General features: G+C 45.3%; 13 protein-coding genes and 1 pseudogene. 10 read left to right on the plus strand and 4 right to left on the minus strand.

What is annotated here, in order from left to right; translation table 11 throughout:
• Positions 1 to 459: 459 nt before the first annotated feature.
• Entirely contained in the window at positions 460 to 852 is a 393-nt protein-coding gene (locus tag EDI28_RS11075) for a hypothetical protein (RefSeq protein WP_128783940.1), read from the plus strand.
• A gap of 177 nt (positions 853 to 1,029) precedes the next feature.
• Here EDI28_RS11075 and EDI28_RS27325 read toward each other — a convergent pair.
• A pseudogene (locus EDI28_RS27325) lies at positions 1,030 to 1,146 on the minus strand (LysR family transcriptional regulator); the annotation flags it as partial.
• A gap of 514 nt (positions 1,147 to 1,660) precedes the next feature.
• Here EDI28_RS27325 and vcdP point away from each other — a divergent pair.
• The gene (gene vcdP, locus EDI28_RS28090) at positions 1,661 to 1,747 is read left to right on the plus strand and encodes a small protein VcdP (protein ID WP_500048344.1); all 87 of its coding nucleotides are present in this window, start codon (positions 1,661 to 1,663) and stop codon (positions 1,745 to 1,747) included.
• 158 nt (positions 1,748 to 1,905) lie between these two features.
• Here the strand turns inward: vcdP and EDI28_RS11085 are convergent, their stop codons facing one another.
• Entirely contained in the window at positions 1,906 to 3,609 is a 1,704-nt protein-coding gene (locus EDI28_RS11085) for an SgrR family transcriptional regulator (RefSeq protein ID WP_128783941.1), read from the minus strand.
• Between the two features lie 322 nt (positions 3,610 to 3,931).
• Here EDI28_RS11085 and EDI28_RS11090 point away from each other — a divergent pair, with 322 nt between their 5' ends.
• On the plus strand, positions 3,932 to 4,207 hold the full coding sequence (locus EDI28_RS11090) for a nitrogenase-stabilizing/protective protein NifW (RefSeq protein ID WP_128783942.1): 276 nt from the start codon (positions 3,932 to 3,934) through the stop codon (positions 4,205 to 4,207).
• A 53-nt stretch (positions 4,208 to 4,260) separates the two neighbouring features.
• Here the strand turns inward: EDI28_RS11090 and EDI28_RS11095 are convergent, their stop codons facing one another.
• A complete protein-coding gene (locus EDI28_RS11095) occupies positions 4,261 to 5,265 on the minus strand; it encodes a LacI family DNA-binding transcriptional regulator (RefSeq protein WP_128783943.1) in 1,005 nt (334 codons plus the stop codon).
• 208 nt (positions 5,266 to 5,473) lie between these two features.
• Here EDI28_RS11095 and EDI28_RS11100 point away from each other — a divergent pair, with 208 nt between their 5' ends.
• The 7 genes from EDI28_RS11100 (at position 5,474) to EDI28_RS11130 (ending at position 11,614) form a co-directional block, all read left to right on the plus strand.
• Positions 5,474 to 7,234, plus strand: a complete 1,761-nt coding sequence (locus EDI28_RS11100) for a class I mannose-6-phosphate isomerase (RefSeq protein ID WP_128783944.1) — start codon at positions 5,474 to 5,476, stop codon at positions 7,232 to 7,234.
• Between the two features lie 2 nt (positions 7,235 to 7,236).
• Positions 7,237 to 7,665, plus strand: a complete 429-nt coding sequence (locus EDI28_RS11105) for a PTS sugar transporter subunit IIA (RefSeq protein WP_128783945.1) — start codon at positions 7,237 to 7,239, stop codon at positions 7,663 to 7,665.
• Positions 7,666 to 7,674: 9 nt separating this feature from the next.
• Positions 7,675 to 8,172 (plus strand): PTS sugar transporter subunit IIB, encoded by a 498-nt coding sequence (locus EDI28_RS11110; RefSeq protein WP_128783946.1) that lies wholly within the window; start codon positions 7,675 to 7,677, stop codon positions 8,170 to 8,172.
• A 41-nt stretch (positions 8,173 to 8,213) separates the two neighbouring features.
• Positions 8,214 to 9,017: a PTS mannose/fructose/sorbose/N-acetylgalactosamine transporter subunit IIC gene (locus tag EDI28_RS11115; protein WP_128783947.1), complete on the plus strand. Its 804-nt coding sequence runs from the start codon at positions 8,214 to 8,216 to the stop codon at positions 9,015 to 9,017.
• Positions 9,017 to 9,865: a PTS system mannose/fructose/sorbose family transporter subunit IID gene (locus tag EDI28_RS11120; protein ID WP_128783948.1), complete on the plus strand. Its 849-nt coding sequence runs from the start codon at positions 9,017 to 9,019 to the stop codon at positions 9,863 to 9,865. Before EDI28_RS11115 ends, EDI28_RS11120 begins: the two co-directional genes overlap by 1 nt.
• A gap of 63 nt (positions 9,866 to 9,928) precedes the next feature.
• Positions 9,929 to 11,050 carry an AGE family epimerase/isomerase gene (locus tag EDI28_RS11125; RefSeq protein WP_128783949.1) on the plus strand — a complete coding sequence of 374 codons (1,122 nt, stop codon included), beginning with the start codon at positions 9,929 to 9,931 and terminating at the stop codon, positions 11,048 to 11,050.
• 9 nt (positions 11,051 to 11,059) lie between these two features.
• Positions 11,060 to 11,614: a glucose-6-phosphate isomerase family protein gene (locus EDI28_RS11130; protein ID WP_128783950.1), complete on the plus strand. Its 555-nt coding sequence runs from the start codon at positions 11,060 to 11,062 to the stop codon at positions 11,612 to 11,614.
• A gap of 20 nt (positions 11,615 to 11,634) precedes the next feature.
• Here the strand turns inward: EDI28_RS11130 and EDI28_RS11135 are convergent, their stop codons facing one another.
• A complete protein-coding gene (locus EDI28_RS11135) occupies positions 11,635 to 13,896 on the minus strand; it encodes a PTS ascorbate-specific subunit IIBC (RefSeq protein WP_128783951.1) in 2,262 nt (753 codons plus the stop codon).
• Positions 13,897 to 14,156: the final 260 nt, after the last annotated feature.

Genomic DNA, 14,156 nt, shown 5'->3' on the forward strand with positions numbered 1-14,156 from the left:
AAAACGCCGATTAAAAGGCATGTAAAAATCATGAGTAAGGCCACGCCTTATGACCCTTTTTACGAACCTTTCCTCAAAGAGCGTAAGGTTAAGAAACAGGGACGAAACTCATGGTTTGAACCTGCCTTAGCTGCATTGTGATTGCTGGGTAACGTAATACGCCTTAGTGGAGGCTTGAGCCGTATGCAGTGAAAGTTGCACGTACGGTTCTCAGGAGGGCGGCACTCGGTAACGAGTGTCGCCTATCCGACATTTATCTTTTAGGCCACTACAGATTAACTTGAGAGTGCTGAGTCTATAAACCATGTTTTTAGTATTAGCTGAGTGATCAGCGTTACCTCGCTCTGCGCCCCGCCCCAAATCATCCACAGCAATGCAGTCTTCAATGTTTATTGAGATAGTATTTTGTTAGAAAATGCGCATAATCTTGCTATACAACACTCAAAGAAGAAATTACCTATGACTGATTTTCAATATTACTTTCATCAACTTCCTTGTTTTAACTGTAAAAAAACCACAGTAAGCACTGATCTTGGTTGGTTAACTGCTGCGATGAAAGATGATGTTCTAGCGCAAGTGGCTGCGATTATCGCGCAAGGCAACGTTGAGCCAGATCTTTCGGTGAACGTTACTTGTACTAAAGACGAAGCGCGTGATTACTTATTGCTGAATTTCTACGGTTACTCAGAAGAAGAACTAGCGAATCAAGTTGAAGCGAAAGATGAGCAAGAAGTAGCGGATGAAATAGCAGAGCTACTGGCCGAAGGTAACGATGCAGCAGTCTTTGAACACGAAATCGCACTACAAAGTTGTACTGATTGCGACATTGATGCAGAGTCAAACCAAGCGTAATCATTAAACTTAAACATGTTCGTTATACGTAACATGATGTTCTATTTATTTAAGGCGCTAGCTGAGTAGATTTTGCTAACGCCTTTTTTTTTCTGCGGTTTTTAGTTAAGCACAATTCAAGGGGGCAGGTATTGCTTTGCCAATGCTGAAGAAAGAGTAATTATCTTAATGCTACCGTCATTTTGAATATGTGTTTTTATCTACATTGGGTTGACGCTGTAAGTGCTCAACAAAAACCGAGATTTTTTTTGCCAAATGTTTTTTAGACTCATAAAAAGTGTATAAAGTCAAGTTTTAAAATAACGTATGCTTTTGATTAGTATGCAAAACGCAATACAGCATTTTGCTGTAGGGCTGGGAGGTATACTGAGCAGTCTTCTTATTTACTCTCGACCTGATTCATCTTTAGATTTTACCAACCTGATTTTCGCTGCGCTGATTATGGCTATTTTTACGCCTATGCTTTGGATTCGTTATAGAAAAAATAGTTATTAAGCCGCTATACCAATGACTGAACCTTTCAACTCTTTGTGCCTGATATTATGACTAAAGTGGTATCTCTAGATTTAGGGATTGCAGGTGAAAGTGAGTTACGTCGTGCGGGTGATATCGATCACGTTAATGGTTTTTTTGTGATCTATGTCTAATAATTGTTGTAACTAAATTTCACTGTGCTATAGTGGCTACATCTTCAGACGAAGTGATGAAAATGCTCAAAGGATGAGTCCGTTAATCGCCTCCAGGGAACCGAGATCAACTGAACTCACAATGTTCAACCAAAAAGTAATTGATTAAGAAGGTGATAATTATGAAAGGTTTTGTTTCTGCAAACTTCTGGAATGTTCGTTCTGTTTACACCGCAGACTTTCACTATCCAACAAGCTTCGGCTACTAATTTCAGTTACTGCTTATGCAGTGGCAAAAAGAACCGCTTATTGAGCGGTTTTTTTTTGCCTGTAAAATGGCGGTTTACTCTTTGTTTTTTACTCTTGGCTTTTTCCTGATAACGCTTTATAAGCGTTATTCTGACTATCTTGACCGGTTCCGGCCAGATTATTCCAGCCAGAGATTTGATAGTGACATCACACCCATATTGTCAGTTTGTTTACCGTGAAGTTTCTCTGAGGTGTTATAGAAAGCATGATCGCGCCAGAGAGGAACGTAATGACAATTTTGGATCAGCCAATCTTCGGCACGGTACAATTTGTCCATGAAGTCTATGATGTCGTTGCTATCATTCATTAATAGATCAACGAACCGTAGTAGGTTAAGGCGCTCGTCATCGTTTAAACACACCTTAAACAGATTGCTGGTTAATAGCCATTCGTAATACTGAAAGGCAAGATTATTGCCAAAGACATAGCCCGTATAATGGATATCAACGATGTCGCCGTGATCCCACGGATGACCTATTCTGTCCACTACATGACACTCCACTTCAATTCCTTCGGCTGCCAGAAACTGAATGAGAGGAGTAATATCTCCCTCATCACCTTTTCGATATTTGAGTGAAATTGGTCGAGTAGGTTTTGTCATGGTTTGTTGAAATAGATGAAAGCCTTTTTCTTGATGATAAGGCATGATGCTATTGGCAAATGGTGCAATCGATGAGCTATTTTTGATCGTAAACTGGCGAATTATATTAACCAGCCATGCGCGTTCACTGCTACTTAACCTATTCGGATGGCAGACAAATTCAAGGGCAGCACAAGCATGTTGTTCTACCTTATTCGCGTTTTTTCGATCTTCCGGTTGAACTGGACATTTTTCGTAGACATGACCGCAACGGATCGCATCTGTGTGTTTTGTTGACCAAAATTCAGCACGTTCGATCAAACCGCCGATACCAAAGTACTGAGTGTTTTTTGTGAGTACCCAATGTTCTCTTTCTCGGTGGGTGAGGCTGTAAGCCCCAGTGCCGATGGCTTGCTCAGGTTGATCGGTTTTACTGGGGTAAAATACAGCACTATGGATATCGGTTAATAAATGAAGAAAGATGGGGTCGATCTGCTTCATGTTGAAGATAACCCAATCTCCTTTTGTTTCAATGCTGTCTAAGTGGCGAAACAAAATATGGTATGGGTGCGTAGTGGTTCGCCGGTAATCAAAACAGGCTTTAACGTGTTTGGGCTCCAATTTTTCGCCGTTATGAAAATACACGTCTGGACGTAAACGGAAAAAATACTGATTCCCTTCATCATAATAGTGATGCGCTAAGTGAGGGTGAATCTTTCCTGTCTCTTTGTCGTAGCGCACCAGCGTATCGAATACGGCTTCTAAGAACAGAATTGAACTGGCAGATAGGGCATGTGTCGGTCGCCATTCAGGGAAATGGTACGACACAATATATAACAGTGTATTTTCTTTGGATAATTCGGCTTTGGTTTCATCCAGCCAAAGGGGGAGCTTTTCTTGTAGAACGGTGCGTTTTTGGAAGTGTTCGGCATGTGCAAACGCTTCGTTGATTTGTCCTGTACGTACTTGCGATTCAAGCTGCTTCAGCAATAACACATCAAAAGGCTGGGGGAGAGTGATGGCTGATTTATTGCCGCGTCCACGGCCTGGTGTCCATGATACATACCCTTTTGATGCCAACGTATTCATGAGTTTACTGGCATTGCGTTCAGAGCAAACAAAAACTTCTGCCAATTGGTTTATGTCAACGAAAGAGCGCGTGGTACCAAAAGCGGCATCCAGCTGTTTCAGACGTTGAAGGTGGATAATTGAAATAAAAGGGGAACTATGCGTAGACATCATATCGTTCTTTTTTCCTGTAAGTCCTCAGATAATAAGCATTGAGAGTGAAGAGGAGCAGGTAGCACTATGAACCCGATATATTATCCACGTTATACCTTAAATGCAGAACGGCATGCAACCCGAAGAAACCAGAGGCATATTCAAACAGAACGAGGAGGAATAGAAATATTAACTGTTCTGTTGTGTGTCGGGGGATTGCTGAGCTTTTGGGCATTCTGAGTGGCACGATGAAAGTTGTTGTTATCAAGAAGCACGTGCTACATCAATGACTGAACAGCCGTGTTCTCTTAAACTGGTCGAAAGACCTCCACTAATTGAGATTATGAGCCGAACAGAAATTCAACAGACAATTGCTAGCTTTACCTCAATAGAGCAAGCATTAGAGTATTTTGAAATTGATTTTGATAGCCGTTTCATCAATGAATACCGGACACAATTAGTGAAACGCTTTAACGGATATTTGATCATTGCAAAACCGGATGACTGGTTTTCAGCCCGGCGCGCGCTTAAAAATGCGTATTGCAAAGTACAGCGGGGTCGTTTGGATCCTCATTCCCGATCTGCTTGTCGAGGGTGTACGTCGTGTCAGCGTCGTTAAAAATCAATACTGGGAACGTACTACCCTTGAGGCCAAAAGTGTGTATTTTTTGTTTAGCTTGAGCAAGACTGTCTTATCATGAGCTTAGGTGGGAATATCAGGCTTTTTATCGGTTCTTCGTTGCCGCTCATGCGGGCTAAAATGATTTCACCGGCTGCCCGGCCGATCTCCTTGGCACATACGGATACGGTTGTTAGCGATGGAAAAGTATCTGCAGCCTCAGGGACATCATCAAAGCCAACAACAGCAATATCCTTGCCTACCGTCATTCCTAGATCTTTGATAGCCCTCATTACGCCAAACGCCACAATATCTTGATAACCAATAATCGCGGTAATTTGAGGGTGTTCTTCTAGCATCTTCCTGGTTTCGAGAGCGCCTTCAGACCGGCTGGCTCCACAGCTGCTAATATATTTCTCATTAAAGGGGATGCCATGCTCCATCAGTTTCGACATGTACCCACCCAAGCGATGAGAGCGAGTTTTGGATCTTTCTTGTCCACCGATAAAGGCAATGTGTTTATGGCCGAGCTGGATCAAGTGCTCGGTGGCGATCTGTAGTCCCAAAAAATTATTGGTGCCAACAAAATCAAATTGCCCTTCACCGACAGGCCGGACGGCAAGCACGACAGGGAAGCCTCGTCCTCTTACCGTTTTAAGGTAGTCAACGTTGGTATCCGTGGCTGGGCACATCACCATTCCTCCCGCATTTTGACTAATTAGCGAGTCTATAAACTTATCCTGGCGCTCTACATTTTCTTCGGCGTTGGCCAAAAACAGTAACGTATTTTGCTGTTCTAAGTAGTGGCTTAGCCCTGCAATCATCTCGGAATAAAAGGGGTTGGTGATATCCGGAATGACCAAACCAACAAGATTGCTTCTCTTATGCCGTAAATTGGCTGCTGCTTGGTTATAAACATAACCAAGTTCTTCAATTGCTTGCAGTACTTTACAGCGAGTCGCTTCTGAAATTCGTCCCTTATTGGTTAAAACCATTGAGACCGTTGCAGTTGAAACGCTGCAATATTTGGCCACATCAGCAATGGTAGGCTTTGACATAAACGTCCCTACATTTTAGTTAACAATGCGATTAATCGTATAACCTAATTTGAGCAAAAAAACGGCAAATAACTGTGACCAATGTCGATAAACTGGCGTATTCAAAGGGTTATGAAATGATAAATGAAGGGTTAAACACGTTAACCTATTTGATGAAAAACACGCTTGCTGATTAATATATTACCAACAGGTTAACCAAGGGTGATGTATGAAGTATCTAGCTGGCAACTCGAATTATGACAAATTTCCTTGTGTGGAAATTAAAGGATTTGCCAATCAAGCTTGGCAAGATTGGGCTGCGATTGTTGTACAGGTTAAGCAACGAGTGAGTGGCAACCAGAAACATGTTTTGGTTGTCGATACGTATCACGGCGTTGATCACAACGAGTTGCTAGATCAGCTCATCATGCCGCTAAAGCCTAGCCACATAGTCTTTACGGATGAGGCAAAATATGGCGAAGAACACATCTTCGAAATGCTAGAGCGTAACATCACCAATGATCGTGTATTTGGGGTGATTGCGCCGCATAAATTGCATGAGTTTTTTGACGCCGAAAAGCTCGCCGAAACCAGACATCAAATTGAAAATGCAACGGATGGCTTAATTGTGGTTTACGGCCATGGGGCAAGGCTATTTGCTGATGGTGATACGTTCATCTATGCCGATCTTGCCCGGTGGGAGATCCAGCAACGTTTTCGTCGTGGTGAGTTGGGTAATTGGGGTGTTGAAAATACCGATGAAGATGTATTGCGTCGCTACAAGCGCGCATTTTTCATTGAGTGGCGTGTCTTCGATCGTTATAAAACGAAATTATTGCCTCAAGCGGACTTTCTGCTGGATACCAACGCTGCATTTATGCCGAAAATGGTGACGGGTGAAGCGTTCATGGCGGGTTTGGAGCAAACCGTGCAGCAGCCTTTTCGTCTTGTGCCATTTTTCGATCCCGGAGTCTGGGGAGGGCAGTGGATGAAGGAAGTCTGTGCTTTAGATGAATCGAAGCCAAACTACGCTTGGTGTTTTGACTGCGTGCCGGAAGAAAATAGTCTTTTGCTTAAATACGATGATGTAACCGTTGAAGTCCCTTCGCAAGATCTTGTGCTACTTCAACCCAAGCGATTACTCGGAGAAGAAGTACATGCCCGCTTTGGGGCGGAATTTCCGATTCGCTTTGATTTCCTCGATACCATGGAAGGCCAGCACCTCAGCCTTCAGGTACATCCGCTGACCGAATATATTCAACAAGAGTTTGGGATGCATTATACCCAAGACGAGAGCTATTACATGCTTGATGTCGGCGATGATGCGAGTGTGTATCTGGGCACGAAAACGGGCACTAAACCCGATGAGATGATGGCCGATCTTGAAGCGGCACAGCGAGGAGAAAAGCCTTTTGATGACGAACGCTTTATCAATCAATTCCCGGCGAAGAAACATGATCACTTTTTGATCCCTGCTGGCACCGTTCATTGTTCAGGTTCGAATTCGATGGTATTAGAAATTAGTGCCACGCCGTATATTTTCACATTCAAACTCTGGGATTGGGAACGTCTTGGGTTGGATGGTCAGCCTCGTCCGGTGCATCTTGATCACGGTAAAGAAGTCATTGATTGGGATCGTAATACGGAATGGTGTGCAGAGCATCTGGTGAATGCCATTACGCCTATTGCCGAAGGAGAAGGGTGGCGTGAAGAGAAGACGGGACTCCATGAGCGAGAGTTTATCGAAACGCGTCGCCATTGGTTCAGTCAACCTGTTCGTCACAATACCGAGGGGAACGTCAATGTTCTGAATTTAGTTGAAGGTAAAGAGGCGCTGGTATTGAGCCCGGGCAATCTATTTGTTCCATTTGTTGTTCATTATGCAGAAACCTTTGTCATTCCGGCTCAAGTGGGTGAATACATTATTCAGCCGCATGGTGCGAGTGAGGGGACAGAAATCGCAACCATTAAAGCATACGTAAGAGGTTAATTATGCTGCACTTTTTAATCGCAACTCATGGGCCACTGGCTGACGCTCTAATCTCAAGCGCAAAAATGGTGTTTGGTGAACTTCAAAATACATCGGGTGTATCGCTTACCGAAGAGGGCGGTATCGCACAGTTCAAACAAGATTTTGATACTGATATTCGAGATATAGCCGGCCAAGTCGAGGGCATTGTAGTGCTCTGTGATCTGGAATGCGGCACCCCTTATAACATAGCCTGTACCTACGCATTTGATGACAGTTTCCCTGTTCCTGTCGAAGTAGTGACGGGCATTAATTTTCCGACGTTACTGATGACGGCTGATTATGTGGACGAATCAGATCCTGCATCCGTTGCGCAGACATTACAACAAGAAGCTCTCAACACAATCGTGGTTGCAAAGCCGGTGAGTGTTGAACAAGACGACGATTTTTAAGGAGCAAGCATGACTATTTCATTTGTAAGAATCGATGATCGGGTGATTCACGGCCAGCTAATGACCCGCTGGGCGAAAGAGTTACCGTGTGATGGCATTGTTGCCATCGACGATGCTGTCGCTGCTGACCCATTGCTCTCTCAGGTAATGAAGGGAGCGGTGACCGATGTGAAAGTCTGGTTATTCGATGCAGATACGGCGGTTGCCAAACTGCCGAAAGTGATTGCGAGTGATAAGAAATATTTTGTTATTGCCAAATCGCCGGTCACGCTGCAAAGAATCTGCGAAGCCGGTATCGATATTTCCAACCTCAATGGGAAGATTAATGTCGGCCCAATGAGTGCCCGAGAAGGAACAGTAACAATAGGAAACAATCAGAGTGTCAATCCGGACGAAGTGGCGGCTTTTGAGTACTTGTCTCGATTGGGGCATCAAATTGATTTCCGACTCGTGCCGGATGCCAGTGCCTACAACTGGGAGACCGCACAGAAAAAAATAAACAATTAATAGCGGTTCAAACTCTTTAACGTGATTAGAAGGAACAGATTATGTTTTTTGAAGCAGTCGTCATCGGGATACTGTGTTATCTCGGTGCGTTATCAACGCCTTGGTTGCTAGGTCTTACCGGTGGCTGGTACACCTTAAGCCGACCATTGGTTTCCGGAATGCTAGTCGGCATAGTATTAGGCGATATTCAGACGGGTATCATGGTGGGGGTGGCTGTTCAGGCTGTCTACATTGCGATGGTAACACCGGGCGGCTCGATGCCTGCCGATCTTAACTTTGTGGCTTACCCGGCTGTTGCTCTCGGTATTATGTCGGGGCAGGGTGTCGAAGTCGCGGTGGCCATTGCGGCAACGATTGGTATTGCTGGCACCATTATTTTTAACTTCATGATGGTATTGAACTCTTATTGGAATCACCGTGCCGACTTGTCGGTAGATGATGGTGATGACAAGGGGGTATATATGAATACCGCCATTTATCCTCAGATCACCAACTTTTTGATGCGCTTCATTCCTACCTTTATCGCGGTCTATTTTGGCAATCAGTACATTGAAGGTTTCATGGCAAGTTTGCCAGAGCTGGTTATCAATACCATGACGGTACTCGGCGGCATCTTGCCAGCTGTTGGTATCGCCATTTTGCTAAAACAAATTATCAAAGAAACGTCGATGCTGATTTACTTCCTTGTTGGTTTTGTCGGTATTGTCTTTTTGAACCTCAACATGGTTGGCCTTGTGATGATCGGGGCGCTGTTTGCGCTATTGCATTACAACTACAAGCCGGATCCACAACCTGCGACTGCAACGCCCAATCAAGTGATGGATGACGATGAGGATGAATTCTAATGACTACGAAACATGACCAACTCAACACGGATATTAATGCCAAGATCTCGTTAGATAAGAAAGATCTCACTAAATGTTGGCGTTCATGGATGATGTACAACCTGTCATCAATGAGTTTCGAGCGTCTGGAGTCATTCGGTTTTTGCCTTGGAATGATGCCGGCATTGAAAAAGCTATACCCCAATAAAGAGAAACGTCAGGAGGCAATGAAGCGCCACTCCTCTTTCTATAATACTGAGCCACAGCTTGGTGCCATCATCAGCGGTATGGCGGTGGGTCTAGAAGAAAAGAAAGCTAATGGCGAGCCAATTGATGGCGAAACCATTAATACGTTGAAAGTTGGCTTGATGGGGCCGATTGCCGGTATTGGTGATTCTATGGTGCCCGGCATGCTTGTTCCTATTTTGCTGAGTATCGGTATGGCCCTGGCTGCTGGTGGCAGTATGCTTGGACCGCTTTTTTACATCTTTGTTTTTAATGCCATCGTTATTGTCGGCTCTTATACCTTGTTTATGAAGGGGTATAAGATGGGGACGGGCTCAGTAGAGGTACTGGTAAGCCACAAATCCACCAAGATCCGGGAAGCACTCTCGTTGCTGGGGGTGTTTGTCATGGGGGGCGTGGCTGCGAGCTATGTCAACCTTGGTACGGGGCTGGAGTTTGTGACCAGTGATGGTGTGGATATCAATGTTCAGGCGATGCTTGACGGTATTTTTCCTAAGCTGATGCCGCTAGTGATTGTGCTTGGAACCTGGTACGCGATGGCGAAGAAAAACCTGAGCCCGGTAAAAGCCATGCTGTCTTTGGTTGTTATCTCTGCCATCGGGGTGGCGGTTGGCCTCTTTTAAGGCGAGCAAGTAAAGAGAGAGCTATGGCTCTCTCTACTCCCTTCTAAACTTAGAGATATCATTATGAATACCATTCAACAGCAAGCGAAACGCTGTCAGGTATGGCTTTCTGAGCACGCCCTTCCTCGTTGGCAAAACGCTTTTGATGAAAAGGCGGGTGTTTTCCCCGAAGGCATTTATCAAGATGGTCGCGTATACCAAGAAAATGTGATCCGCTTTCGTGTTCAACCTCGACAACTATATGTTTATGCGCATGCCACAGAGCTTGGCTTTGTTGATGCTCGCCAAGCGATTGAGCAAGCCGTTCATGTTGGGTTCCCCCGCTTTCAAACCAACAGAGAGACTTTTGTTTTTTCGGTTGATGATGAGCTGAATATTAAAAATGATGAGGCCAACGCTTACGAACATGCCTTTGCGTTATTGGGTTACGCATGGCATTACCGTTTGACGAAAGAGCAAACCAGCCTAAATAAAATGGAAGCTATCTATCAATGGTTTCAGCGTGAATTGGCAGACGCTGAAAATGGTGGGTTCTACTCATCAACACATTATCTTTCGTTACGCTGCCAGAATCCACACATGCACTTATTTGAAGCGTTGATGGTGTGCTATGAACATACCGATGATGCTCAATGGCTGGAACGTGCAAGTAATATTTTTACCTTGTTCTCTGAGCGCTTTATGCAAGATGAGTATTTGTGTGAATTCTTTGATAACCAGCTAGCTCCTAAACACACCCTAAGTAATCTTGTTGATCCTGGACATCATTACGAATGGATTTGGTTGCTACATCATTATCAAAAGCTGGCAGGGATCGATGTGTCAGCTTACATCGCAAAATTGAATCGTTTTGTCTCGGCGTATGGGCACAACGACAACGGGTTGGTTCGAGATGAGGTGAAAAATAGTGGGGAGGTATTTCGTTCAACATCCAGGTTATGGTGCCAAACCGAATACCTTAAAGCTCAGATAGCGCTATGGGAGCGCAATCCATCTCCGGAACGGGAACAACGTGTCTGCCAGGCCGTTGAGGCGATTTTCAGTGCTTATCTGAATCCGGCGAAAAAGGGGCTTTGGTTTGATCAGCTCGATAGCCATGGGCTGCCATTACAAAAGAACTCGCCAGCGAGTACTTTCTATCACCTATTTTTGGCCTTTTCTGAATTGCTCAGAATTGCAAAGTAAGGACAACATATGGACGTATCAACACCCCCCAGCATCAATTACGTGACAGGTAAGATAAGCACGGAAAACCTCGTCGAGAAAGCAACACAGCTATCCGCATTGAACGGCATTTTTGCCAATCAAGCGGCCTATGAGTCGCTACCGGGAAACACCGTTGTCTATCGTGTTGAGATGCTGCCAACAGAATCTGCTGAAGGTGAGCTTAATTTCGGTGTCTCGCATGTTGAGGCGGGTTGTGTGGGGGATGAGTTTTTCATGACCCGAGGGCATTTTCATGAGCGTATAGAACAAGCCGAATACTATTTTGGAAGTGTGGGAGAGGGCTTGCTTATCCTACAGGCTCAAAATGGGTCCGTAACGGTCGAAAAAGTCTTTCCGGGGAGTATTCATCATATTGGCGGGTTTATTGCTCACCGGTTGGTGAATACGGGAGATTCGCGGTTGTCGGCGCTTGCGGTTTGGCCCTCAATTGCTGGACATAATTATGACGCGTTGAAAGAGAAGGGGTTTAATGTTCGAGTGATGAAAGAAGAAGGCGGTTTTAAATTGGTGAGAACGCCTTAAATCCCCATAGCTGATCTACATTATGCACCGTCAAGAGCGGCATCAATGACTGCATAGACATCTTCGTTGCTGCGACAGGCACGGATCTTATCCAGATCGATGCCTGTTTCACTGTCTTCGTCTTCCAGTACCCGGGTGACTTCCGTCAGGCCTTGCATATGTTCATCGGATGAACTGCCGGCGAGGGTAATCATCACATCAACCGGTTCTGCTTCACCTTCAAAGTACACCGGCTCTTTTAACGTCACGAGGGAAAAGGCAGTTCGGTTAACGCCATCTTCCGGGCGGGCATGAGGCATAGCGAAATTGGGTGCAATAACAATGTAAGGCCCCAGCTTTTCCACGCTGCGAATTATCGTGTCGTGATAGCGTTGCTCAACAGCACCAGAGGTAATTAGCATGTCGGTACCCAGCTTGATGGCCTGTTCCCAGCTGGCGGCATTAGCCTGAAGCATAATTGAATTGTTTTCGATGAGCGATTGCCTGAAGTTCACTCTTTTATATAAGTGGTTTTCCACCTGTCGGCTATTTAATTTGTCGTTAATAAGATCGAGCAGTTCATTGCCAAAGGAAGTCGGGTCTAGCATGTTCCGGACGCCCAATATAGATTTGCCTTCACTGACCTGCATTTCTCCGGCAAGGTGCCTTGAAGATACGATAATGTCTGTACTGGCCAACTTGGATTTGTAATCAGCGATTGCACATGAGTCCATTATGTGAGGGATATTTATACTTTCCAGGTAATTACCAATTTTCATCTTCATGATCATGGAGGAACCCTGGCCATTCCCGCACACCGCAAGGATACGGACTGCGCGATCTTCTGGGTTTACGTCTGTCTGCGTAGTATTTTCAGTTAATTGTGCACCACTGCCGTTGGGTTTAATGGTTATTGCGGCTTCAGCATCTTCTTCGGCGCGAAGTTTTTTGGATGCGAAGAACATATAGATGCCTGCCAGCGCCAGCAACAGAAAGAAGAACAGGGATGAAGAGGAGAGCCCCTGCATGATGGGTGGGAAGACCAGTGCCCAGTCAGCCATTCCCATCCAGCCGTTGAATTCAGTGCCGTGCTGGCCGAATAGGTTAATTGCCCAGGCAGAGCCGGTGACTTCGATGATCCCCATGACAAAGCAGATTTTTATGACCGCTTTCCAGCCACCAAAGTGATTGGCAAAGACACCAATGGTGGCGTTCGAGAAGAACATCGGGATAAAGCCGGGAATGATCATGATAGGGGAGTCAAAGGCCAGCATGGCCAGTACCGCGGTAAACTGACCGATGGCCCCCCACATAAAGCCAAATACCATGGCATTGGGTGAGAAGGCATAAATTGCAGCGCAGTCTATCGCCAGGACGGCATTTGGGATCACACGCTCGGAGATCCCCTTGAATGCTTCAGACAGCTCGGCAACAAACAGGCGTACGCCAACAACGATTATCTGAATGGCGACAGCGAATTTCATTCCGGTTTCAAAAATGTAAATGGTCCAGTGAGTACTACCTGCCATGGCTTGCAGTTTATCCAGGCCAAAAGAAAGCAGAATGATGCTGAAAAATACCGTCATTACGATGGCGGTAGCAGCAATGCTGTCGTGGAAGATATGAAGCCATTGAGGCAGCTTGATTTTGTCTACGCTGTCTTTTTTGTCTCCCAGTTTGGGGGCTACTTTGGTGGCAATCCAAGAGGCAACCTGCTGCTGGTGGCCGATAGAGAAGCCGGCTCCTCCGGTGACCTCCTGGGTGGGCTTGAACATAATGTTAGAGGAGATGCCCCAGTACAGCGCCATTAACACCGCTGAGTAGATAATGGTTTCCCACATCGAAGCGCCGAGGATGAAATAAAAGACCGCAATCAAACCTGTTTGCTGGAACATAATATGACCAGTCAACATGATGGTGCGGATCCCCGTGATACGACGGAAGACCACGAGCAGAATGTTAATTGCCAAGGCCAGCAGTACTGCGTACCCAACCCAGGAGTAGTTCTCTCCCATGGTTTCCATGGTGGCCATCATGGTGGTGTAGGGGTCAATGACCGAGCCGGTGAGGTTATGGTATTCGGACATCTTCTCGATAACCGGCTTAAAGCCCGCAACCAGCGTACCTGCGCCCACCTGTACCAGCATAAAACCGACGATCGTTTTGATTGTGCCTTGTACAATGGTGGTGTAGTTACGTTTTAACAGGAAGTAACCAATACATGTGACTAGCCCGAGAAGAAGCGGCGCTTTGGTCATCACCTGGCTATAAAATATATAGAAGATGTCGTACAGGGTTTCCATTATGAGGCTCCGTCTCTCTGCTCAAACGAAAGGCGTCAGCGGCGAGTCACTATTTCGTTTCGGGAGTTACCATAACAATCACATATAATCACAAGAAGGCAACATGTGATTTTTTGTGGAAACGATCTCGCTTGTCCTGCGATGAAGGTGATCGCGATCACTTAAGTGATATTATTATAAATAATAGTGGCAAAAGTTGAATGAGTATCCGTCGTGTGTGGGTTTTTAGATGCCTTTTTCTTGAGTGAGGCTTTAGTTAT

Origin of the sequence: Photobacterium chitinilyticum, from assembly GCF_004104355.1 — a bacterium.
In the GTDB taxonomy this organism is placed as follows: domain Bacteria; phylum Pseudomonadota; class Gammaproteobacteria; order Enterobacterales; family Vibrionaceae; genus Photobacterium; species Photobacterium chitinilyticum.